Genomic DNA, 21,809 nt, shown 5'->3' with positions numbered 1-21,809 from the left:
CGTCACGATCCTAATCGCTGAGCGACGGATGGATAGGCTATTCGACATGGCACAGGCAATCGGCGTAGACATCGGCGGCACAGGGATCAAGGCGGGAATCGTCAACCTCGACACCGGCACATTGGACTCGGACCGCGTACGCGTCCCCACCCCCGACGGCGCGCACCCCGCAGACGTCGTCGACACCGTGCGCGAAGTGCTCACCACGCTCGGCGTGGCGGAATCGACGCTGCCCCTCGGTGTCGCCTTCCCGGCGATCGTGAAGCACGGCAGAACGCTGTCGGCGGCGAACATCTCGAAGGAGTGGGTCGACTTCGAGGCGGAGAAGTTCTTCGAGGACGGCCTCGGCCGCGACATCACCTTCGTCAACGACGCCGACGCCGCCGGTGTCGCCGAGGCGCGCCACGGTGCCGCCCGCGATGCCAGGGGCCTGACCATCATGACCACCCTCGGCACAGGTATCGGGTCGGCGTTCCTGTACGACGGCATGCTTATCCCGAACACCGAGCTCGGCCACCTCGACCGCAAGGGCGAGTCCATCGAGCGCTGGACGGCGTACTCGGCGATGGAGCGCGAGAGCCTCTCGTGGGAGGACTGGTCCGCACGTCTGCAGGAGTTCTACCGCCACGTCGAGTTCCTGTTCAGCCCCGACCTGTTCGTCGTCGGCGGCGGCGTCTCGAAGCACCCGGAGAAGTTCCTGCCGCTGCTGGATCTTCGCACGCCGATCGTCGCCGCCGTGCACCGCAACGCATCGGGGATCATCGGCGCGGCTGCACTCGCCGGCTGAATCCCGTCACATGAAAGGCCCGGTCAGGTGACCGGGCCTTTCGAACGTGTGGGGCGAGCGGGCCGGCCTGTACGCCGGGTTCTGTTCAGGAGTTCTTCGCTCCCTTGACGGCCATCTCTCTCGACGACACGTTGCCGTGCCGTTCCAGCGACCTACCCGAGGACTCGGCGGGCCGCGTCGACGTCCTCTGTCTGGTCTTGCTCCGGGCGAGGTTTACCTGGCAGGACATGTCACCATGTCCCCCGGTGGTCTCTTACACCACCCTTTCACCCTTACCGCCTCCCCGAGGGGCGACGGCGGTCTTCTCTCTGTGGCACTGTCTCGCGGATCTCTCCGGGTGGGTGTTACCCACCGCCCTGCCCTGCGGAGCCCGGACGTTCCTCGGTGCGCTCTCGCGCCACGCGACCGTCCGGCCGACCCGCTCGCCCGCCCAGTCTACGCGCCCTCGCCCGCGTCCTCACTGACATGCAGATCGAGCGGCACGTCGATCGCGAAGCCGGGGAACAGCCGCTGAGTGGCCGCTGCGGCGGCGCCGCGCAGGGCGTCGGCGACAGCATCCGCCTGCTCGGATGGCGCGTGCACAATCACCTCGTCGTGCAGGAAGAAGGCGAGGTGCGCGCGCGAGGCGAAGACGGGACCCGACGCGACGGCGGGAGCGGATGCCGTCGGCAGCGCCATCAGACGATGACGGATCTCGGCCAGCCACAGCAGCGCCCACTCGGCGGCCGTTCCCTGCACCACGAAGTTCCTTGTGAACCGTCCCCGCTCACGGGCGCTGCCGCGCGCTCTGGCCTCGGCCGCGCTGCCCGCATCGGGATTCCCCGCCTGCGACTGCACCAACCGCCAGTCGTCGCCCGGTCTCGGCGAGCCGCGCCCGAGCAGCGTGCTGACGACTCCGCCCTGCTCACCGGTGCGAGCCGCGGCGTCGACCAGGCCCATCGCGCGGGGGAACACGGTGCGCAGACGCGGCACGAGCCTGCCGCTCTCGCCCGAGGTCGCACCGTACATCGCCCCGAGCACGGCGTACTTCGCCTCTTCGCGCGAGCCGACCGCGCCCGAGCGCACCACACCCTCGTACAGGTCGCGACCGCGCGCGGCGTCGGCCATCGCATGATCCTGCGCCATCGCGGCGAGCACGCGCGGCTCCAGCTGCGCGACATCGGCGCTCACGAGGGTCCACCCGGGATCGGCGCGCACGGCGCGACGGAGCTGCCGCGGGATCTGCAGCGCTCCCCCACCGGACGAAGCCCATCGGCCGGTGACCACCCCGCCGGTGACATAGACCGGTCGGAAGCGTCCATCGCGCACCCACTCGTCGAGCCAGGTCCAGCCGTTGGCGGTGAACAGCCGCGCCAGACGCTTGTACTCCAGCAGAGGTTCGACGACGGGGTGGTCGATCTCGGAGAGCTGCCACTTCGACGTCGACTCGACGAACACGCCGGCGCGGTGCAGTGCTCTCAGCAGCCGCGGAGGGCTGTCGGGGTTCAGGGTCGTGTCATCGAGCAGTTCGCCGATGCGCGCGGCGAGCTGTGCCATGAGCCGTGGTCGCCCGATGCCCTGCGGTCGCGGGCCGAGTTGCTCGCGCAGGATGCCCTCGTGCACGTCGACGCTCCACGGCAGACCGGCGGCGGTCATCTCCTCGGCGATCAGTGCACCGGCGGACTCCGCGGCGCACAGCAGTGTCAGTCGACCGTCGCGCGCGCGATCCAGGACAGCTATCTGCGCCTGCCACTGCGCGAGCACCTCGTCGAAGCCGTCACCGCGCTCCGGTCCCCCGTCGATGTCGAACAGGCCCGGCTGCGGCTCGGCCACGACATCGAGGCGCGTCCACCGCTCAGAGGATGCCAGCGGAGGGTCGAGCGCGATCGTGTCGCGCAGGATGGCATGGCACAGCAGCAGGTCGTGCGCGCGGCGCACTCGGATGCCCTCCGCCAGCATCCGCGGTGCGAAGCCGCGCAGACTGCGCACGGTCCACCGGGGCGCGCAGTCCTCTTCGATCGCCCGCACCCTCGCAGCCAGTTCGACGTCGGAGACGTGCTCGACTTCCAGCGGCCGCGCCGGTCCGCTGCACAGCGCGATCAGCCAGCCGCCATCGGGGCCCCGCCCCACGATCGCATGCAGGGGCGCCGCCGTCGCGCTCACGGCGTCTCGGCCGCCCGCGGGCTCATGCCCGCAGGGCGGCGCTCGCGTCGCGTCGCCGGGTCACAGCCCCGACTCGTCAGTGCGCACGAGGATAGCGCCGCACTCGGGGCACGAGACGACGTCGTCGGAGGCGGCACGGCGCACCTCGTTGAGATCGGTGCCGGCCAGCACCATCTGGCAGCCTTCACAGATGCCGCGACGCAGCAGCCCGACGCCGACGCCGCGGGCGGCCCGCCGCTCGTAGTCGGCGAGCAGATCGGCGGCGATGGATGCGGCCAGGGCAGAACGGTCGCGGCCGAGGTGCTCGCCCTCTGTGGCCGCTGCAGCCATGCCGGCCTTGGCCTCGGCGGTCAGCCTCCCGCCCTCGGCCTGCGTCTGATCGATGAGAGCCTGCTGCGCGTCCACCGCGGACTGCGCCTCTTCGACGCGCCCCATGACGTCGAGCTGCTCGTCCTCGAGCATGCTGATACGTCGCCCGAGGCTCTCGATCTCATTCTCGAGGGCCTGCGCCTGCTTGGGATCCGTCGCAGCCGCGAGCCGCTCGGCGTCGCGATCGCGACGCTGGGTCGCCAGCGACACGTCCGACTCCAGCCTGCTCAGCTCGGCCCTGGCGTCATCGAGGACCCCGGTGAGTGAGGTCAGCTCGCCGAGCTGCTGCTGGCGGACCGCGGCGAGCTCGTTGATGCGCGCGCCCTGAGCGGGCGTGGTGCGCGCCCGCTCGGCCTGAGCGATCCGACGGTCGAGGTCGGCGATGTCGAGCAGGGTGCGCTGGTTCTCGGGGGTGGCCTTCACAGTTCAAACCTAGTCGGTGCCGACGACGCCGTCGACGTAGAACCAGACACGGTCGTCGCGCACGAACCGGCTGCGCTCGCGCAGCGATCCGCGTCCGTCGGCGTGCCGGTAGAACGCCTCGAACTCGACGACCCCGTCGTCGTCGAACGGGCCGCCGCGCAGCTGATCGAGGATGTCGAGTCTCAGCCACCGCATCCCGTCATCGAGGTCCAGACGCGCCGGGCGGGTGGTCGGATGCCACGTGCGCAGCAGATGACCGGCGTCTCCGAGGGCGAACGCCGTGAAACGCGACCGCATGAGCCGCACAGCACCGGGTGCGCGCCCGGAGTCGATGACGGGACCGCAGCAGGATGCGTAGAGGTCACCACTCGTGCATGGGCACCGGTGGCCCTTCGGATGCGGTTCGGATGTCGCCATGCGTCCATCGTCGCACCGCCCGACGGGGGTGTCCGCGTAGGCTGGCCGGACATCACCCCGAGGAGCAGCCATGACCGAGACGCCGTCGTTCACCGCCCACAACGGATTCCGCCTGCCCGCGATCGGGCTCGGCACCTATCGCATGGACGGCGAGGCGGGCGCCGCAGCGGTCACGGCGGGAATCGACCTCGGCTACCGGCTGATCGACTCCGCGTTCAACTACGGGAACGAGGGTGCCGTCGGGGCCGGCGTCGCGGCATCCCCTGTCGATCGCGACGACCTCATCGTCACCACCAAGCTCCCCGGCCGCCATCATGCGGCGGCGAAGGCGCGCACGAGCATCGAGGAGAGCCGGTTCCGACTCGGGCTGGACGCGACCGACCTGCATCTCATCCACTGGCCGAACCCGCGCGTCGATCTGTACGCCGAAGCCTGGCAGGCGCTCGTCGAGGCCCAGTCCCGGGGCACGGTGCGGCAGATCGGCGTATCGAACTTCCTGCCGGCGCACCTCGACCGCATCGAGAGCGAGACGGGTGTGCGCCCGGTCGTGAACCAGATCGAAGTGCATCCGTACTTCCCGCAGACGGACGCGCTGCAGCTGCACGCCGAGCAAGGCATCCTCACGGTCGCATGGAGCCCGCTCGGCCGTGCCCGCGAGCTGCTGCAGGAGCCCGTGATCATCGAGGTCGCCGAAGCGCACGGCATCAGCCCGGCGCAGACGGTGCTCGCCTGGCACGTCGCGCGCGGCACCGTGTCGATCCCGAAGGCGTCATCACCCGAGCACCAGCGTGCGAACCTGGCGGCCGGGTCCGTGCAGCTCTCCCCTGCCGAGGTCGATGCGATCACCGGTCTCGGGCGTCCAGACGGTCGGCTCTTCGAGGGCGACCCGGCGACGCACGAGGAGATGTGACGGCGGCAGTCAGTCCCAGACCTGCAGCGCCTTGATCAGTTGGAGCACGCCCACGAGCAGCAGGATCCCCGCGCTGAGGTAGCCGTTGTGCTTCAGCATCCATCGCCGCAGCCCGCGCAGCATCGGCTCAGCGCGCTCCCGTCGCACGAGCACGATCAGCACCGGGATGGCGACGGGCAGCGCGGCGGCGCAGACGAATCCGATGCTCAGCAGCGTGCGCGTCACCGGTGCGAACGCCCCGTGCGTGATCGCCAGCCCCGCGGCGGCGACGAGCGAGACGTTCATGGGATTGAGGAAGATGCCCATGCCGAGGATGAAGGAGCGACCCGGGATGTAGTCCGCTGGCCTCGATCAGAGCGCCGCGGATGCGGCATCCGACCTGCTCGACCCGGCCACGCTGCTGAGCATCGCCGGCGGTGTCTGGTCGACTCTGCTCGGCATCGCGACCGCCCTGTTCTTCGTGTGCGCCTACGTCATCATGATGGCCGTCGACGCGGCACGCTACCGCGACGCCCCGAGGCTGTTCGGTGCGGTCAAGCGCGACACGATGCGCCGCATCTCGAACCTCACCTCGGGCATCCGCCGCTACTACGTCGTCAACGCGGCTTTCGGCGCCATCGTCGCGATCATCGACGGGCTGGCGCTGTGGTGGCTGGGAGTGCCCGCGCCCGTGGTGTGGGCCGTGCTCGCCTTCGTGACGAACCTCATCCCGAACATCGGCTTCGTGATCGGGTTGATCCCGCCGGCGATCCTTGCGTTCCTGGTGGGCGGCTGGCCGCTGCTGCTGGGCGTGGTGGCGATCTACTGCGTCGTCAACGTCACCCTGCAGGTGCTGATCCAGCCGAAGTTCGTCAGCGACGCGGTGGGCCTGAGCCTGACGATCACCTTCTTCTCGGTGGTGTTCTGGACCTTCATCATCGGTCCGCTCGGGGCGATCCTGTCGATCCCGCTCACGCTGTTCACGCGAATGCTGCTGTTCGAGGCCGACCCCGGTTCGACCTGGCTGCGATGGCTTTCCGGCGACCGCGACGCGGTACCGCCGCGGAGCGACGGGGGCGATGATCCTGATGTGGGCCCTGCCGGGATCGAACCGACGACATCCACGGTGAAGTCACGGCACTTCGAGCGCCCGATCGTGTCATTGGCCGACGAACGCCGGCGGCGGCTCAAGCAGACGGCGGTGACCGCATGAACCGCGGTAAGCAGTGCCCCGCTCGCGCGGTGATCTTCATCGACGACGAGAAGGCCAATGCCCGCTGCATCCACTTCGTCGAGTACCACCACGACCAGGCGATCGAGGATGAGGTCGTGTACCTGTCGCACCGCGTGCGGTTCGCGGACGGCACGAGCGTGACGTGGCAGCGGGACGGGGAGATCATCCACGCCAGCTCCTGGCCGGCGGTCATGCACGAATAGTCCCAGACAGTGCGCTCTGTTCTGTCGTGCTAGATCGTCGCGACCGATCTACCCGCGTCAATAGCCTCGGCAGTAGAACCACTTCTTCACCCAGGGGGACCCATGCTCTCACTCGATCTCGACGCACTCGCGATGTTCGACGACTACCAGCGCGCCCAGCGGCTCGCGGCCACGACGATCCGCAATCGGCGCAGCATCCTCACCGCACTCGCACGGCGCTCCGGTCGCCTGGTCGAGCTCGACGTGTTCACGCTGCGCCGGCACTTCGCACGAGACGACGTGAAAGCATCGACCATGCGCACCGAACGCGGCGCGATCCTCGCCTTCTTCACCTTCCTGCAGTCCGAAGGGCTGCGCGAGGACAACCCCGCCCTGCGTCTACCCAAGGTCGAGGTGCCGAAGGGTGAGCCGCGGCCGTTCACCGCCGAGCAGGTCGACGCGATGCTCACCAGCGGCGCCTACCAGCGCACCAGGGCGATGATCCTCGTCGGCTACTACCAGGGCTTCCGGGTCTCGTCGATCGCGCGAGTGCACGGACAGGACATCGACCTGCTGTCGAACACGATCCGGACCGTGGGCAAGGGCGGGAAGGAACGCCGGCTGCCGCTGCATCCCGTCATCGCCGAGCTCGCCGAGCGGATGCCGAAGGACGGCTACTGGTTCCCGGCACGCAAGGACCCGAGCCGGCCGATGCGTTCGTCGTCGGTTACCGATCTGATCACGAAGGCCAAGCTGCGCGCCGGCATCCTCGATCCCTTGCTCACGCCCCACTCACTGCGGCACGCATTCGGCACTGACCTCGTCGAGGCCGAAGTCGACATCCGCATCGTGCAGGAGCTGATGATGCACGAGTCGCTCTCGACCACGCAGATCTACACGCGAGTGAGCGAGCGCCTGAAGCAGGCCAGCATCGTGCAACTCGAGCCGCGGCCGATCCCCGCCCGGTCGGGTCGACCGGCGGCCGGACGGCACGCGGTGGCGGCGTAGTAAGCTCGCGAGTGGCCGGTTGGCGCAGCGGTAGCGCAGCTCCTTTACACGGAGAAGGTCACCGGTTCGATCCCGGTACCGGCCACAGGAAAGAAAAGCGCCCCATCTAGTACCCCCACGGCACCGAGGGGGTTTCTTCTGCTGCCGAAGCCAACAACACGTCGGCGCGACGCAGAAGCGCCCCCCGTTGGGCTACTGGTAACTCTGATACGGCACGAGGTCTGCGAAGGTGTTGACGTACACAGCGAAGTAGACGGCCGTACCTACCAGTACCCCGGACCGGAGGATCGTTCCATGCTTATGTGCGAGCAACGAGTTAGGCAACGCCAGGAGCACGAATAGTCCGAAGTAGTTGAATGCGCGAAGTGCAACTGGGGACTGCGTCGAGACGATCAGCAACGCGATCCCGATGAGGATCATAGCCAGCCAATCTGGACGCTCGTTCTCGCGAGATGTCGCGATCAGAATCGCCAGCAGAAGAAACAGGGCCATCATGATGTAGACCGTGATTCCGCTCTCCTGCGCGGAGTCGATGTACTCGAGATAGCGTTCATTCAGACTCTCAAGCAATGCCCGCACCGGCGGCACCGTCCATATCGCTCCTGCTACAGCCCCCATGCCCGCGAAGAGAACAACGGTGCTCCACAACCGCGGTTTCCAGAGGCGCCCGAGGAACATGATCGCCGCGACAATAATCGCGGTGGAGTGGAGAGAAGCAGCGATGAGCGCGATCACGATGAACGCGGTCTTGCTCCGCTTGATGAACGAGTACCCCCAGAACACCAACCCGAACGCCATCCCCTGACGGATGATGTTGAACGGAGCGACGTAGAAGCACAGCAAAAGGTAGAGCAGGACGGCGAACGGCAGGTCTTTCGATTGTTTCCTCAGCGTCGCATAGACCGGGACGATGGCTATGGCTGACGTCACCCAGAAGATCGCGTGAGGACTATCGGTCATCGCCCGTGTAGCTAGCGCCAGCAACGTGTACCCGAGATCCTGCTGGTACATCTGCGCTTGCGCCCACCAGTCCTGAGCCGGGTCGAGCCTGTCATACGCGACCTGATAGGCAAGATAGTCGGTGCCAACTTCGAACCTCATGGCTGAAAAACTGACAAGGAGCGCCACGCACGCCACGTCCGCAAGGTTCCACCGGGGTGCTGCAAACCGAGCCGACCACAGCTTGGATACGAAGGCCAGCACAAAAGCACCGGCGGCCAGCAGCACGTATGGCAGCAAGTTGAGTTCCCTCCAAAACGGGCTCCAGGCATTCCTCTTAGAATCAGTTGCGTGAAGCCCCTACGAATCCTAGCGAGCTTGTGTGCTTTGTTCGTGCTCCTCGCAGGATGCTCGTCCCCCGAACGAGGGCTTGCATTGCAGGCTTGCGTCGACAGCCTGGTGTCGTCCGGCGATCTTCCACCCGCCGACGACGTAACTCTCGACCTCACTGTCGAAGCGACTGCGGACGGGTTCCGTGTCTCAGGAATCGCTCACGTTCGCCCCCTGAACCGCGACCTCACGGCATACGAACTGACGTGCGAGGTCTATGCCGACGGGTCGGTTACCAACGCGGCGGCGAATCGTTCTGAACAGTGATCTCGAGGAATCGACGAAACGCCCCCCGCTCTCCAAGAAGGAGAGCGGGGGGCGTTTCGTCTCACGCGAGCATCTCGGTGATCGCAGTCTGGATGTCTGCTTCGTTCAGCGGTTCAGCGTAGATCCGAAGCTCAGCGACGTCAATCGCCGCATACCTGCCTGCGCCGCCAGAGAAGGCATAGCCGACTCGGAGGCTGTTCAGGCCAAGCTCGCCCACCGTCCCCGACACCGCTGCGTTCGTGCCGACGCTGACACGTGACGCCGTGTTGTTGAACCGCACCGCGACCACAGTATCGGTGGCGTTGACCAACTGCCCTGCTGGGGTCGCCAGGTTCGTCCCTCCATTCGCTGTGACGACGCCATTCGAGTCAGCAAGCACGGTGAATCCCGCGCCATCCGGTGCGATCAGTCCGACAGTCTGTGACTGATGGTCACGCAACCGCACTCGCATCAGGATTGTGGCCGGCTGCGTCAGCCCGATCCCCGTCGCCTGCAGAAAGTCGTTGATTCCATCGAACCGGACCCACTTCTTTCCACCGTCGGTGATGACCGACGGTCTCGCCGTGCTGCTTGACTGGGCAAGCGCGGTTCCTCCGGTGGCATTCGCCCAAGATGTGAGCGGGCCGTCCGCGAGTCCGTCCGCGATCCACTGGTGAGCGAGCGCGTTCGGCTCCGGGACAACCGGGGGGCTTGGCACGGGTGCGGGCTGGAGCAATGCCTGTCCCGCGAACACGGGTCGCTTGATCCTTTGCGAGCCGAACCATACGTAGTCCCCGTCCAGGACGCTGTCTCCTGCCGAAGCGAACAGGTTGGAGGTTGCAGGGATCGCCTCCGCGACCACGGCTTTTGAGAAATGCGGCCCCTTGGCGATCATGATGCAATCGAAGTCGCCGATGTCGCCAACCTCGCCGGTCTGCAACCAGATGAGGTTCCCTTCCGGGGTGAGCGTGAGATGCCGCATCGATCCGAAGTACGGCGGTGGAACCTGGCAGACAGGCACGAGGGGTCGCACGCCTACCAGTCCCTGCGTTGAGAACAGTAGAGGACCGACGAGGTGCCGAGAGTCGGATTCCGCGACGATCATCGGGGCTCCCCCGACTTCCATCGGGATGAAGTTGATCGGGTATAGGTCGTTGCCTGCCCACCCCGCGTTCGTCTCCGGAGATAGCGAACGCTTCGTCCATGCTGCGCCAGTGCGAGTGTGCGCGGAATGCAGGCCGCGATCGGTCCACCCGTTGCCTGCGTCGCCGAGGCTCACCCATGGCACGTCGCTGATCACCGCAACAGCATGGATGTGCCGCGCGGTGAACGTCTTCGCTTTCGCCCAGGTGCGCCCGTTGTTGCGCGAGTGATAGATCGACGGCCCTGGCGAGACGTTTCCGGCCGGGCTGTACTCCACGACATAGACGTCGGCTCCGTCGACTGCAAGGCAGTCCGATCTCAGCGTGGAGTTCCCACCGGTCACCAAACCTTCCGGTGGCGTAGCCAGGTCGAAAACCTTGCTCCACACGATCCCGTCGCCATTGGCATCGGGATACGGCGAACGCCACACCTGCCCTGACGGGGTGGCGCCGGCAGGCACCTGCAGCAGGTACAGGTATCCGTTGCCGAAGCGGATCGACGAGGCGCCCGCCTGATACCCCGCCGGCGGCGCACTCTTCGGCACGAACGTCGCACCATGGTCATCGGTGTATCCGATCATGCGGGTCGTCCCCGTGAGGTGCTGGCCCCAGATGCGACCGGCGACGGTCGGGTCGCGCATCAGCATGCGGATGCCACCTGATGCGTCGACGGGCGCTGGCCGGGTCCGTTCGTAGCCCGAAAGTGCAGCCTGGGAGGTGATCGGTTCAGCCTGAGCCCCGCCAATCACCGGCAGGAGTTGCTGGTGAGTCGCGGACGTCGGCGTCGCCACGTAGGCGGCGACCGCTGCATCGTTCTCGATGGCATTGCCGCCGGGAAGGCCAGGTTCGCCGCGTGGTACTCGAAAGTGCGCCCCGCGGTTGGACTCGGGACCGACCATCTCAGCAGTTGCCTGCTGATCGAATGGGATGCTTTCGGCTGTCGCATATGCGATCGTGCCGGTGTTGCCCTTGTCGCCCTGGAACGTGCCCAGCTTTGCGACGCCTACGGGAAGGACCATGGTCAGTTCTCCTCTGCGTTCACGTGACGATGCCGTACTCGTTCGGTGGCATCTGATCGATATACAGACCCGGGGAAAGGATGGTCGGCCACGGCGGACCGATCCACACGGCCAGCAGCGACGCACCGTTCATCTCACCGATGTTCCCGCCACCAGCTGCAGCGGTGAACCGCCACGAGTCCGTACCCGTCCAAGTGGTCGTGTTGTCGTCGCCGAGCTCGAACCGCCCGACGCTGATGATGTAATCCACCCCCGGTGACCCGCCCCCGGTTGGGGTGAGTTCACCAGACGGGATCAGCTGCACGCTGAACGCGCCCGCCGCGTCGATCGTGATCGGCACCGGCACCGCGGACACCAGCCCGTCCGGCCCGTACGCCTCGACGACAGGACGGATCGCCATCTGCGGCAACCATCCGCCGATCGGCACCTTCGCGACATCGGTCAACAGACCGGTGTACGTGTACACGCTCATGCCCGCTCCCTCTCAGCTCAGCGGGTAACGCCGCTGCGCAGACAGATCCGCGACCTGCTCGACGTCGACCGCGCCGGGAATGCCGCTGCGCGATCGGGGCACGTTCACGACGACGGTGGTCGGTGCCGGCGCGGTCGGGTCAGCAGGCAGGGTCGCGAGCACCAGACGCAGCAGCGAGATGAACGCTGCGAGCGCGGCCGCCTGCAGCACGAGCAGCCAGTCGATCTCGTGCAGGAACGTCGCGCCGGCCAGACCGCCGGCGAGCGACTGCCCGAACGTCTTCGCCGTGCGCTCGAGCGCGGCCAGCCACCACGGCAGCTTCACACCTTCGGACTCGGGCAGGCCGAACAGTGACGTCGCCAGCGATGTGATCGCTCCGACCGCGGCCGCGGAGGCAGCCATCAGCCAGGGGACGTCGGCGAAGCGGACGGCGCCGATGTACGGGATGCCGATCGCGATCGCGGTGTAGAGGGCGCGCAGCAGCGCGGCCTTCCACCAGGTGCGGGAGGTGAGTTTGCTCATGGTTCCTTCTTTCACGGGATGAGGGTCGTGACGACCAGGGAGACGATGGTGTAGAGCACGCCGGCGCCTGCCACGGAGAGGCCGATCGCCCACCGGGTGGTGACCCGGAAGCCGTCGAGCTCGGTGCGCAGCTCGGCCCGCACTGCCTGGTCGTCGGCGCGGGCCTGCGTGGCCCGGGTGGCTGCCTCGGTGTCGTGCGCGGAGAAGTCGCGACGGAGGGTCTCGTGCTGGGCGTCGAGGCGGGCGACCGTCGCGGTGAACTCGCCCTTGGTGACCATGTTGTCGATGCGTTCGTTGACGCCCTTGAACCCGTCGCGGACGTCGGTCTTGATGTCGCTGAGCGCTTCGCGAATGTCGGGCTCCATCAGATCACCGCACCGAACAGCATGGTCAGCTCCCAGATGAGAGCGCCGATGAGCGCGACAAGCACGAGGACGGGCCAGACCACGCTGTGCGGGAGGCGCCGCGCCCGCCCGTGCTGGATGTTCCGCCGGCGGGTCACGTCACCGGCTCCGTCCATGCGGCTGCCCAGGTGGACGCGCCGATGAGGCCGTCGACGCGGAGGCGCTTCTCCTTCTGGAACGCGACCGCGATGCTCCGGGTTTGCGGGCCGTAGAGGCCGTCCGGATTGATGTCCCAACCCCTGTCCTTCATCCGCTGCTGCCAGCGCCGCAGGTCGCTGCGGTGGCTGTAGTAGCCGGACACGGACTGCTTGGGGCCGGACTTCGGGCCGAAGTACCAGTCGTCGTTCGGCAGCGGGAACGCGGGCGCCTTGAGGCCGGTCGGCTTCGCAGTGCCCGGCTTGGCACTCAGGCGACCCCACGTGTCCGGGCCGACGATGCCGTCCACGTCGATCCCCTGGTCGTCCTGGAACGAACGGATAGCGCTGATCGTGTCGGTGCCCATGTCGTTGTCGATGCCGTGCGGGCCGACGTTGTAACCGTGCGCGACGAGGCGCTCCTGCACCTGCTTGACGCTGACGCCGACTGTGATGTCGCCGGGGCGGAACCGCGGCCCGCCCGTCGAGCCGCCGCCTGCCGGTACGGTGCCGCCCGAGAGCCCACCAGCGTGCACCCATGCGGCGATGTCGTCGCCGGGGCATCCGGTGCGGTTCACGTCACGGTGCGCGAGCTGCCGCAGCTGACGGCCGGTGTGCTTGCACGCGAGCGCATACGCATCCCGCAGGCCCTGCTGGCCCTTCTCCGTGAGGTTGCCCGGCCCGCCGATCAGGATCACGCCGATGTTCGGGGTGTTCGCGCCGCCGGCGTGCGCCCCCACGACATCCAGGCCGCGGCCCTCGTAGATGTTGCCGGTGATCGGGCCGACGGCGAGGTTGTAGTCGAACCCGCCGGTCTTGGTCGTGTGGAGGTGGTAGCGGTGGTAGGCGAGCAACAGACGGATCTCGTCGGCCGCGTCGTCTGGGTTGGGGCCGCCGTCCCAGTGCACGACAAAGCCCGTGCGGCGCGACGGATCGACCCGGCGGTTCGGCCAGGTGGCGGGCAGGCCCCATTCGGAGCGCGGGATGAAGGCCATGGTCGGTCCTTTCCTGAAGGGGGCTTGAATGTGTTTACGTTTGTATGTACGCTTCTGGCATGGTCAAGAAGCCGATGGTCGCCAGGCAGATCCGAGTCCCCGCCAAGCTCTGGGACGAGGCGAAGGGCGCGGCGGCCGCGAACGACGAGACCATCAGCGACGTCATCCGGCGAGCGCTCGTGGAGTACGTGAAGGAGAACCAGTCGTGAAGACCCGCATCGCCGCCATCGCGGCCGCCGCTGTTCTCGTCGTCGGCGGAGGCACCGCCTACGCGCTCAGCACGACCGGGCAGGAGCCGGCTCCCGTCGAGACGACCGCCGCCAGCACGCCGACGCCGGCCGCGTCAGAGCCGGCGGATGCTGCACCCGCAGCGCCCTCGGCCGACACGACGCCTACGCCGGAGCCGACGGCCGACTACATCACCACGAACGACGACGCCGGATACCTCGCCGAGGTCGAGAAGCGGACGCCTCCGCAGACGGTTCTCGATCAGTTCACGGATGCTGAGCTCATCGCGCTCGGGCACGAGGGATGCAAGCAGATCGACGCCGGCGTGAAGTTCGAGGACCTCCGCCTCGTCGAGGGTGAGACGCCGAGTGCCGGCGGCTACTACCTCGACACCTCGGCCGTCTTCAACAGTGCGTTGCTGAACTACTGCCAGCAGCTGATGACCATCCCGCCGGCTAAGTAACCCTGTAGAAGTAGCCCAGCGCGTTGCACCAGACCGTGCCCGGGACGGCACCGCCGGCGGATGCTGAGTCGATGGTCGGAAGGTAGGCGATGCGGACGCCGGCCGAGCTGCTGATAATCGACGGGCCGCTGCCGGGGTAGATGCCGACGCCACCGTCGCCGCCGCGGATCTCGGAGCCGCCCATCAGGATGTGCGCGGTGCCGCCGGACTGCTCGAGGACGATCGGGTTACCGCCCTCGACGACGATCCGCCCGCCCGCCTTGACCAGCAGGTCGGACAGCAGGCTCAGGATGCCCTCGAGGTCGACATTCCCGGTGATGCTGCCCGCGCCGACCAGGGTCCACGGCCCATTCACCGTCATCTGCCCGGTGAACGTCGTCGGGCCGGTGACGTTCTGGTCGCCCTGCAGGTTCATCCCGCCCGTCCATGAGAACGTGCCCGACCCTGACAGCGTGCCGTCGACCCGCGCTGAGCCGACGACGATCAGCCCCTCTGCGGAACGGATCTCCAATGCACCTTCGGAGATCGACGAGTAGCCGAGTGGGGAGGCTGACTCGAGCACCCGGATGCGGCGCTTCAGCTCCCGGATCTCCTGCCCGAGATCGCCGTGGAAGTCGACCATCACTGCACCTCCGGTTTCAAGGTCCGCGACATGTCACCGCTGATCCCGACGAGCCGTAGCGGGTGCACGCCGTCGGTGATGTACTCATCGCCGCTGGACAGCATCCGCATCGTCGCGCCGGGGATCAACGCCGCGACGTCCAGCTGCTCGACTCCGTCCTCGTCGACCTCGGCGACGAGGGAGAAGTCCCACTGCTCCGACGGATGCCGACGCTGGGTGAGCTCAGCGGTCGCCATCTCGTTCAGACGGCTCACGTTGGCGACGTCCTTCATCGAGACGACCGCGTCACGCACGGGGATGACCGGGCCGTCCATGAATCCGGCTCCACCCTTGAGCATCTTGTCCTCTGACCCCTTGCCCAGGGTGAACACACCAGAGAGCTGCTTCGAACCATCTCGGCTCACGCTCAACTCGGTCACGGGGGTGCGTTCCGCAGTCACCGCGAACTCGAGCAGGCCGGCGGTGATCTTCGACGCTACGACCGTCTGATAGCGGAGCGCCCCCGCCGCAGTGAGATACGGGCGGAAGTCGATCTCATACCCGAGGTCCTCGATCTGTCCGAGCAGGTCGTCGATCATGTGGAAGTCCCACCGGCGCCAGGTGAAGCTGATCGGCCCGGCACCGTCCGCAGGAAGGTCGATGGGCAGATCCCACGTGCCTCCCCAGTACCCGCCGGCACCACGGTGCAAGATGGCCCGCACAGCCCCGGATGCCGACCGGCCCGAGACGACCAGGTCACCGCCCGCGTACCCAGCGCCGATACCCGACTCCGCACCGACTCCGAACGTCGACCGGTTCCGCAGAATCTCCCGCAGCCCCTCGTTGTGCCGAACTGTCAGCGCACCGGTGGACCGCTTGTAGTCCGCCTTGATGATCGCCCCCGCGTAGAGCACCACGTCTCCCCAGCACACCACCAGGCTCGCTTGGTTCGGCTCAGACAGCTGGCGGGCGGTCGCCGGAGAGATCTCCTCACCGACGGCGCGCAGCTGCAACGTGTGCTGACCTGATCCACCTCCGCCCAGCGCCCGCCGCCACGAGCCCGCCGACGGCTGCACGTCCAGCAGCTTCGTCCCCGAGATCGTGGTGTGAATCGAGAACGACCACATCGCGAGGCCCCCTCTCAGACGAACGTGTCCGTCACCACTGTCACTAGCGATCCGGCGCTGATCGTGTGCGTCACGCCCGGCAAGCCCGTCGGGATCGTCCAGAGATCCGCACTGGTGACGATGCCGAGCTGCAGCACGCCGTTGCGGTACACCCGGCCGTTGGCCATGTCGATCCGATCGGTCCCCGATCCGGGCCCAGACGAAACAGCGAAGGTACGCCCGGTCGGGCCGCTGATCGTGTACGCGGCACTGGTGCCCGTCACTTCGTGCACCGGTGTCGCGTCGAAGTTGCCGCGGTGGAATGCCACCTCGCCGCCGGTGAAGCGGTGAACCTCGCCGTATCGGCGAGGATCGACCGCCCAGAGCTGGACCATGTACGTCGCGAGCAGCCCCCAACGGTCGCGGGTGATCGTCGGGGCACCGTTGCGCTGCACCGTCGCCCACGTCGAAAGCCCGCCCGACTCGATGACCAGTGCGCCCATGCGACCGGCCGCGAGGATCCCGCTCAGCGCGAGCACCGCATGATCCTGCTCCTGCGGCGAGTGCGTGTAGATCTCGCCTTCGATGGTGATGGGTCTGCCGGTGAGGTAGCCGGGTAGTCCGAGCTGGCCGTGGGCGGCGGGTCGGTCGATTGCTTCGCGGCGGGTGCCGACGCCGTCGTCCCAGCCGGTGATCTTGGTGATCGTGTAGGGGCTGCTGGTGCTGTCGGTGCCGTCGAGGGTGAGGCCTTGGATGTGTGCCTTCATCAGCTGCTCCTGAGCGCTGTGGCGAGGCGGGCGGCTGCGGTGTCGGCGAGCTGCTCTTCGTCCATGCCTGGCAGGGCGTTGACCTCCTGGTGGATGGTGATCCCCTCCCCCGTTCCTGCGCCGCGCAGTTCGAGCACCGCGGCGCGGACCGCTGAGCGGATGTCGGCCTGCCGGTCGGCGCGGAGTGAAGCGAGGGGCTGGACGACCTCACGGCCGCCGGGGTTGTCGCCGATCATCGCGACCATCGGCCCGCTGGTCACGCCACCTGTCGCCAGTCGTGGCAGGGATACGTGGCCGATGTGCTCGATGCTCACGCCGAAGGCGCCGCCGACCAGGTTGACCCCGTCGATCATCCCGTTGATCAGGTCGATCGCACCGTTGATGCCGGACTCGATCCAGCCGATGATGCCGTTCCAGATGTCCTTGACGATCTGCTCGATGCCGGCCCAGAAGTCCGACCAGGCCTGCGAGATGCCCGCCCAGGTGTCGTTCCACCAGGCGACGAACCCGTCGATGACCTCACCGATCCAGGCCATGAATCCGCCCCAGATCTCGGTGATCCAGGCGACGACCGTGTCCCAGTTCGCGACGAGCCAGATGATCGCCGCGACCAGGGCGACGATCCCGACGATGATCCACGTGATCGGCGACGCGAACATGGCCGCGTTGGCGGCCAGCTGTGCCACCGTCCACGCGCCGGTCGCGAACTGCCACGTCGTGTACGCGGCCGCGATCGCGAGCACACCGCCCGCCACGACCCCGTACACCCACTGGTTCTCCGCCAGCCAGCCGATCACCGCCGACAGGGCCGGCAGCACCGAGCTGAGCAGGAACCCCTGCAGCGCCGTCCACGCCGGCAGCAGCTGCTGCCCCAGCTCAGCCTGCTGCTCCTCGAGCGTGGCCGTCATGATCTTCTGCTGGTTCGCGGCCGAGTCCGACGTGCGAGCGAAGTCGCCCATCGCCGCCGCGCCATCCTTGTTGATGATCGCCAGCGTCGCCGCCGCCTTCTCCTGCGCCGTGAGCTCCTTCGCGCTCTCCTTGCCGGTCGCGGCGAGCGCCTCCTGCTCGACGCGGGCGGCGTTGATGTTGGGGATCAGTGCCTGCAGGGAGTCGTACTCGCCGCGCATGGCTCCGGAGATCTTGTCGAGGACGTCGCCGGTTTCGAGGTTGCGGAAGGAGCCGAGGTCGGCGGCCATCTGCAGCACGTCCTGGGACATGCCTGCTGCCTGGTCGCCGGCGAAGCCGAGCTGGGTGAACATGTCGCCGAACCCGGTTGCGGCGTCGAGGGCTGCGCCCTGGGAGAGGCCGAGGTTCTGCGCGGCGTTCTGGGACCACTTGTCCATCGCTGCGGTCTGCTCGCCGAAGATCGCCTCGGCGGCCGAGAGCGTCTCGTTGAGGTCGGAGGCCTTGTCGATCGATCCGCTGATGAAGTCGCCGGCGGCGGCCGCGGCATCCTGGAAGAGGTCGGCGGCGAGGTTGCCGGCGAAGGAGTCGAAGAAGCCCTTGAGCTTGCCCTCGCCCTCCTCGAGCTTCTTGTTGAACTGGTCGACGGCCTTGTTCGCGTTGTCGCTGTCGCCGAGGATGCGGATCAGGAAGTCGCGCGAGTTGCTCGCCATGCCTCTCCCCTCTCTGCTTTCAGCGGCGCCGGCTGTGGCGGCGCTGCGCCTTGCGCTTGGCCTGCTGCTTCTTCTGCTCCGCGACGTGGTCGTCGACGGCGGTGGCGAGCGCGAGCCAGTCGCCGTAGGTGATGTCCCAGATGCCGGGGGCGGTGTGGCCGGGGAAGAGGGTCAGGAAGTTCGCGAGCCTCTTGCGGACTTGGCCGGTGATCCACGGTTCGGTTTCTTCGAGCGGGTGGCCTCCGGCTGGGGCTCTTCGGGCTCGGCGTCCGGACTCGAAGCCGGGGATGCTGGGTCCGAGGCATCCCCCTCCCCTGCGTCGGCGAGGGCCTGCTCGGCGGCGGCGCGGTCGCCGGGTTCCTCGATGAACTCGAGGTCGTCGGTGGAGAGGTTGGCTGCCTGGTCCCAGGTGATGGTGGTGAAGCCGGCGTTGTGGAGGGTGAGCCAGGCGGCCATGGCGATGCTGTACATCGTGGCCTGTGCCTCGCGGAACGTCTTCAGGTCCCATCCGGTCTCCATCTGCAGCTCGGCGAGGAGACGGATCGGGGCGTTCTTCTGGTTCATCGCGCGGAGCGGTTCGCGGGTGACGCCGCCGGTGAGGTGGTCGGGGAACTTGATCTTCACGGATCAGCCTTTCGAGAGGGTCGCGACGGCGTTGTCGAGGATCTTCTGCACCTTGCGCTGCATGTCCTCGACGCCGTCATAAGCGGGGCCCCAGAAGTAGGGCATGCCCTGCTGGTCCATCCAGCCGAGGTGCCCGAAGATGGGGTGTCGGAAGCGGCGGGCCTGCCACACCTTCGCCATGTTGTAGCCGTCATTGCGGGGGCCGGTCGTCTTGATCTGGACCGACGAGCGGGTCTTGCCGGAGGTGACGGAGGTCTTGAGGCCGGCGCGGATCTTCGAGCGCAGGTCATCGACGCCGCCGTCGGATCCTTCGCCGGTCTCATAGACGTTGCGGATCGCGAGATAGGGTTTGCGGCCCTTGGGGTACACCATCCGGAGCTCGGAGCCGGTCTTGCGGATCGGGCCGGGCAGCCGGCCGGTGAGAATGGCGCGCTGCTTCGCGATGATGTCGTCACCGGAGCGGCGCAGATCCCGGCGTACGTCGGTCGCGAGCTTCGGCTGGAACGCCTTCAGGTCGGCGAACAGGCTGCGCAGATCCGGCAGGACGAACTCGAACTCCGGATCCGTCTTCCCTGCCATCAGAGCACCAGGTCAGCCGACCTGTAGACAAGGTAGATCGGCTCCTGACCGGCGACGAGCGGGTCGAGGCCGACGAAGTCCGACGAGTGGGTGATCACGTCGCCGCCGTTCGACTTCGGCAGGTCGCCCTCAAGCTTGATCTCGGGCACCACGATCTGCACGACGGGGCGCAGCCCCGAGATGCCGATCTCGGTCGGGCCCTCGAAGGTGAGCACGAGCGCCAGGCCCTGCTGCTCGAGCACGGCCTCGGTGATCAGCGTCGTGTCGTACTCGACGGTGAGGCTGCCGGTGATCTCTGCCAGGCCCACCGCGCCGGGACGGGAGCGGGCGCCGCCGCCGCCCATGTTGCGGCCGTTGTCGTCGAGGGCCTGGTCGACCGACAGCGAGCACTCCCGGATGTTGCCGGCCACCGTGCCGCCCGTCGACAGCGACGTCGACGTCGGCATCGTGATCGTGCCGCCGAGCACCAGGCTCGCGTCGACGAAGCTGAACAGCTCGCACCCCTCGGGGTACTTCCCCGCCGACGGGACGTACGGGGTGAGGGTGTCGACGGCGCGGCCGCCGATCCACGAGGTCGTCATGGTGAGCACACCCTCGGACGACATCTCGAACTCGATCGACGAGACCTGGCATCCGGCGAACGTGAACGCATCCACCCCGCCGGGGGTCGTCGCGGTCGGCAGCCGCGGCACACCCTTCTGGATCGTCGCGGAGGGCAGAAAGTCGTCCTTCGCGAGGGTGAAGACGCTCTGGAAGACGCCGGCGTCGACGGCGATCTCCGTCCACGCCGAGGCGACACCGAACGCGAGCTCGAACAGGGCGCCGAAGCCCTTGGTCTGCACCTCCTGCGTGATGTCGCCGGCGGCGCCCTCACGGGTCAGGATGCGCTTCTGCGAGCGCGCGACCCTGGTGCCGGGGCGCATGTTCTCGCCCTGGTGGTATGCGCGGTCGAGGTCGAGGGTCTCCGAGGTGAACTCGAGGAACCGGTCCACCGCGACGGCGGTGCCGTAGGCGGCTTCCTTCTTGAACGCGATCGAGCAGTCGGCCTGAGTGACCATGGTGTTGCCCTCCTGAGGGGGTGAAGAGTGTGTGCGGGTCCCGGTCAGGCCGGGCGGGTGATCATGGCGCGGGAGACGAACGTGACGGACAGGGCGCAGATGCGACCCCAGCCCGCGTCGGATTCGTCGGTGATGCCGTCGGATGCGACCTCGTCGGAGTAGCACCAGAGGACGGCGCCGCCGAGGGTCGGGTCGGTGCGGATCGCGGCGTCGATGACGTCGAGCAGGTGGTAGGCGCGGTCGTGTACTTCTTCCTCGCTGCCGGTCTCGCGTTGCACGGTGATCGCGACGTCCTGGCGGATGTCGACGTGCTGGCGGCGCTGCATGCCGATCGTGCCGTCCGTCGGCGACTCACGCACCGCGCCGACCGACACGGAGTCCTGCCACTTGGGCGGCCATACGAACCCCATGCCGATATCGACCTCGGACTCGCCCGCCGCGGTGAGCGCGGCCGCCGCGGTGTCGAGGATCGTCCTCTTCACCGTGGCGACGGCCGCGCCGGCCGAGGGGTAGAAGCTGCTCATGCGAAGCTCCCCGGGGGTACGTAGTCGGCGATGAGCTCGGACACGGCGCGCGGCAGCGCGAAGCCCTGCTGCACATCGAGGTCCTTGTCTGGGCCGCCGGCGAATCCCGGTTGGCGTGGGCCGACGAGCTCCTGCTTCGCCAGGTGTGCGCCGAGCTTGCGGGCTGCGAGCGCCACGTCAGGTGGGCAGGACGCGGTCGACCTAGCCGTCGCGGAGACGACGTAGCTGCCCGGCGGGAAGGTGCCGTAGACGACGCCGGCGCCGATGTCGACCATGTCGTACTCTGCGGAGGCCCCGTCGCGGGTGATCGCGGTGACGAGAGCAACCGGCCAGGGCAGCACGAGCCGGGTCAGGTCACGACGGGTCGTGATGGCGTGGGCGAGGTCCTGGCCGTGCCAGGGGCCGACCTTCTCCTCGATCTTCGACACCGCGACGGCGGCGTAGTCCTCCAGCTCGGCAGCGCGATCCGCGGCCCACCGGAGCGACGTCGCGATGGCCGCGCCTGTCGTGGGCCACGGGATCGCCATGC

The 21,809-nt window shown here is 67.8% G+C and carries 27 protein-coding genes, 1 tRNA gene and 1 other RNA gene; 8 read left to right on the top strand and 21 right to left on the bottom strand.

The features are described from left to right. Positions 1 to 46: 46 nt before the first annotated feature. A complete protein-coding gene (gene ppgK, locus WDU99_RS01965; RefSeq protein WP_337330749.1) occupies positions 47 to 787 on the top strand; it encodes a polyphosphate--glucose phosphotransferase in 741 nt (246 codons plus the stop codon). Between the two features lie 54 nt (positions 788 to 841). Here ppgK and rnpB read toward each other — a convergent pair. From rnpB to WDU99_RS01945, 4 genes are all read right to left on the bottom strand, one after another. Beyond that, an RNA gene (gene rnpB, locus WDU99_RS01960) (RNase P RNA component class A) lies at positions 842 to 1,208 on the bottom strand. 14 nt (positions 1,209 to 1,222) lie between these two features. Continuing rightward, entirely contained in the window at positions 1,223 to 2,929 is a 1,707-nt protein-coding gene (locus WDU99_RS01955) for a bifunctional 3'-5' exonuclease/DNA polymerase (RefSeq protein ID WP_337330748.1), read from the bottom strand. A gap of 60 nt (positions 2,930 to 2,989) precedes the next feature. Beyond that, positions 2,990 to 3,721, bottom strand: a complete 732-nt coding sequence (locus WDU99_RS01950) for a zinc ribbon domain-containing protein (RefSeq protein ID WP_337330747.1) — start codon at positions 3,719 to 3,721, stop codon at positions 2,990 to 2,992. 9 nt (positions 3,722 to 3,730) lie between these two features. After that, a complete protein-coding gene (locus WDU99_RS01945) occupies positions 3,731 to 4,138 on the bottom strand; it encodes a YchJ family protein (RefSeq protein WP_337330746.1) in 408 nt (135 codons plus the stop codon). Positions 4,139 to 4,208: 70 nt separating this feature from the next. On the opposite strand from WDU99_RS01945, the gene WDU99_RS01940 reads away from it, so the two are divergent. Beyond that, the gene (locus WDU99_RS01940) at positions 4,209 to 5,048 is read left to right on the top strand and encodes an aldo/keto reductase (RefSeq protein WP_337330745.1); all 840 of its coding nucleotides are present in this window, start codon (positions 4,209 to 4,211) and stop codon (positions 5,046 to 5,048) included. 9 nt (positions 5,049 to 5,057) lie between these two features. Here the strand turns inward: WDU99_RS01940 and WDU99_RS01935 are convergent, their stop codons facing one another. Continuing rightward, positions 5,058 to 5,381 (bottom strand): GAP family protein, encoded by a 324-nt coding sequence (locus tag WDU99_RS01935; RefSeq protein ID WP_420063971.1) that lies wholly within the window; start codon positions 5,379 to 5,381, stop codon positions 5,058 to 5,060. A gap of 67 nt (positions 5,382 to 5,448) precedes the next feature. On the opposite strand from WDU99_RS01935, the gene WDU99_RS01930 reads away from it, so the two are divergent. The 4 genes from WDU99_RS01930 to WDU99_RS01915 all read left to right on the top strand — a co-directional run bounded on the left by WDU99_RS01930 (position 5,449) and on the right by WDU99_RS01915 (position 7,536). Continuing rightward, the gene (locus WDU99_RS01930; RefSeq protein WP_337330764.1) at positions 5,449 to 6,240 is read left to right on the top strand and encodes an AI-2E family transporter; all 792 of its coding nucleotides are present in this window, start codon (positions 5,449 to 5,451) and stop codon (positions 6,238 to 6,240) included. After that, on the top strand, positions 6,237 to 6,464 hold the full coding sequence (locus WDU99_RS01925; RefSeq protein WP_337330743.1) for a hypothetical protein: 228 nt from the start codon (positions 6,237 to 6,239) through the stop codon (positions 6,462 to 6,464). The genes WDU99_RS01930 and WDU99_RS01925 overlap by 4 nt, the downstream gene beginning before the upstream one ends. Before the next feature lie 102 nt (positions 6,465 to 6,566). Then, positions 6,567 to 7,451, top strand: coding sequence for a tyrosine-type recombinase/integrase (locus tag WDU99_RS01920; protein WP_337330742.1), 885 nt, complete (start codon positions 6,567 to 6,569; stop codon positions 7,449 to 7,451). Between the two features lie 13 nt (positions 7,452 to 7,464). Further along, positions 7,465 to 7,536 (top strand) — tRNA-Val (locus WDU99_RS01915). Positions 7,537 to 7,643: 107 nt separating this feature from the next. Here WDU99_RS01915 and WDU99_RS01910 read toward each other — a convergent pair. The 7 genes from WDU99_RS01910 to WDU99_RS01880 all read right to left on the bottom strand — a co-directional run bounded on the left by WDU99_RS01910 (position 7,644) and on the right by WDU99_RS01880 (position 13,714). Continuing rightward, positions 7,644 to 8,678 (bottom strand): EpsG family protein, encoded by a 1,035-nt coding sequence (locus tag WDU99_RS01910; protein WP_337330741.1) that lies wholly within the window; start codon positions 8,676 to 8,678, stop codon positions 7,644 to 7,646. A 430-nt stretch (positions 8,679 to 9,108) separates the two neighbouring features. Further along, a complete protein-coding gene (locus WDU99_RS01905) occupies positions 9,109 to 11,187 on the bottom strand; it encodes a hypothetical protein (RefSeq protein ID WP_337330740.1) in 2,079 nt (692 codons plus the stop codon). Between the two features lie 19 nt (positions 11,188 to 11,206). Next, complete coding sequence (locus tag WDU99_RS01900) at positions 11,207 to 11,659, bottom strand: hypothetical protein (protein ID WP_337330739.1); 453 nt, start codon at positions 11,657 to 11,659, stop codon at positions 11,207 to 11,209. Positions 11,660 to 11,671: 12 nt separating this feature from the next. Continuing rightward, the gene (locus tag WDU99_RS01895) at positions 11,672 to 12,181 is read right to left on the bottom strand and encodes a holin (RefSeq protein WP_337330738.1); all 510 of its coding nucleotides are present in this window, start codon (positions 12,179 to 12,181) and stop codon (positions 11,672 to 11,674) included. A gap of 11 nt (positions 12,182 to 12,192) precedes the next feature. Next, entirely contained in the window at positions 12,193 to 12,546 is a 354-nt protein-coding gene (locus tag WDU99_RS01890) for a hypothetical protein (RefSeq protein ID WP_337330737.1), read from the bottom strand. After that, complete coding sequence (locus WDU99_RS01885; RefSeq protein ID WP_337330736.1) at positions 12,546 to 12,683, bottom strand: hypothetical protein; 138 nt, start codon at positions 12,681 to 12,683, stop codon at positions 12,546 to 12,548. Before WDU99_RS01885 ends, WDU99_RS01890 begins: the two co-directional genes overlap by 1 nt. Next, on the bottom strand, positions 12,680 to 13,714 hold the full coding sequence (locus WDU99_RS01880) for a peptidoglycan recognition protein family protein (protein WP_337330735.1): 1,035 nt from the start codon (positions 13,712 to 13,714) through the stop codon (positions 12,680 to 12,682). Before WDU99_RS01880 ends, WDU99_RS01885 begins: the two co-directional genes overlap by 4 nt. 59 nt (positions 13,715 to 13,773) lie before the next feature. Between WDU99_RS01880 and WDU99_RS01875 the strand changes: the two genes are divergently transcribed. Both WDU99_RS01875 and WDU99_RS01870 read left to right on the top strand, forming a co-directional pair. After that, positions 13,774 to 13,923 (top strand): hypothetical protein, encoded by a 150-nt coding sequence (locus WDU99_RS01875; RefSeq protein ID WP_337330734.1) that lies wholly within the window; start codon positions 13,774 to 13,776, stop codon positions 13,921 to 13,923. Continuing rightward, on the top strand, positions 13,920 to 14,405 hold the full coding sequence (locus WDU99_RS01870; protein ID WP_337330733.1) for a hypothetical protein: 486 nt from the start codon (positions 13,920 to 13,922) through the stop codon (positions 14,403 to 14,405). Before WDU99_RS01875 ends, WDU99_RS01870 begins: the two co-directional genes overlap by 4 nt. Here the strand turns inward: WDU99_RS01870 and WDU99_RS01865 are convergent. From WDU99_RS01865 to WDU99_RS01825, 9 genes are all read right to left on the bottom strand, one after another. Continuing rightward, on the bottom strand, positions 14,398 to 15,027 hold the full coding sequence (locus WDU99_RS01865; protein ID WP_337330732.1) for a hypothetical protein: 630 nt from the start codon (positions 15,025 to 15,027) through the stop codon (positions 14,398 to 14,400). The two genes, WDU99_RS01870 and WDU99_RS01865, sit on opposite strands and share 8 nt — an antisense overlap. Next, a complete protein-coding gene (locus tag WDU99_RS01860; RefSeq protein WP_337330731.1) occupies positions 15,027 to 16,133 on the bottom strand; it encodes a hypothetical protein in 1,107 nt (368 codons plus the stop codon). The genes WDU99_RS01865 and WDU99_RS01860 overlap by 1 nt, the downstream gene beginning before the upstream one ends. Before the next feature lie 14 nt (positions 16,134 to 16,147). After that, entirely contained in the window at positions 16,148 to 16,879 is a 732-nt protein-coding gene (locus WDU99_RS01855) for a hypothetical protein (protein WP_337330730.1), read from the bottom strand. Continuing rightward, positions 16,879 to 18,495: a phage tail tape measure protein gene (locus WDU99_RS01850; protein ID WP_337330729.1), complete on the bottom strand. Its 1,617-nt coding sequence runs from the start codon at positions 18,493 to 18,495 to the stop codon at positions 16,879 to 16,881. The genes WDU99_RS01855 and WDU99_RS01850 overlap by 1 nt, the downstream gene beginning before the upstream one ends. A gap of 171 nt (positions 18,496 to 18,666) precedes the next feature. After that, positions 18,667 to 19,119 carry a hypothetical protein gene (locus WDU99_RS01845; protein ID WP_337330728.1) on the bottom strand — a complete coding sequence of 151 codons (453 nt, stop codon included), beginning with the start codon at positions 19,117 to 19,119 and terminating at the stop codon, positions 18,667 to 18,669. 3 nt (positions 19,120 to 19,122) lie between these two features. After that, on the bottom strand, positions 19,123 to 19,698 hold the full coding sequence (locus WDU99_RS01840) for a hypothetical protein (RefSeq protein ID WP_337330727.1): 576 nt from the start codon (positions 19,696 to 19,698) through the stop codon (positions 19,123 to 19,125). After that, complete coding sequence (locus tag WDU99_RS01835) at positions 19,698 to 20,756, bottom strand: phage tail tube protein (RefSeq protein WP_337330726.1); 1,059 nt, start codon at positions 20,754 to 20,756, stop codon at positions 19,698 to 19,700. The genes WDU99_RS01840 and WDU99_RS01835 overlap by 1 nt, the downstream gene beginning before the upstream one ends. Positions 20,757 to 20,800: 44 nt before the next feature. Then, complete coding sequence (locus tag WDU99_RS01830) at positions 20,801 to 21,280, bottom strand: hypothetical protein (protein WP_337330725.1); 480 nt, start codon at positions 21,278 to 21,280, stop codon at positions 20,801 to 20,803. Further along, positions 21,277 to 21,807, bottom strand: coding sequence for a hypothetical protein (locus WDU99_RS01825; RefSeq protein ID WP_337330724.1), 531 nt, complete (start codon positions 21,805 to 21,807; stop codon positions 21,277 to 21,279). The genes WDU99_RS01830 and WDU99_RS01825 overlap by 4 nt, the downstream gene beginning before the upstream one ends. Positions 21,808 to 21,809 lie beyond the last annotated feature (2 nt).

This window comes from Microbacterium bandirmense (genome assembly GCF_037204185.1).
Classification (GTDB): domain Bacteria; phylum Actinomycetota; class Actinomycetes; order Actinomycetales; family Microbacteriaceae; genus Microbacterium; species Microbacterium bandirmense.
The sequence above is the reverse complement of the archived record's forward strand: the minus strand, read 5'-3'. Positions and strand labels throughout refer to the sequence as shown.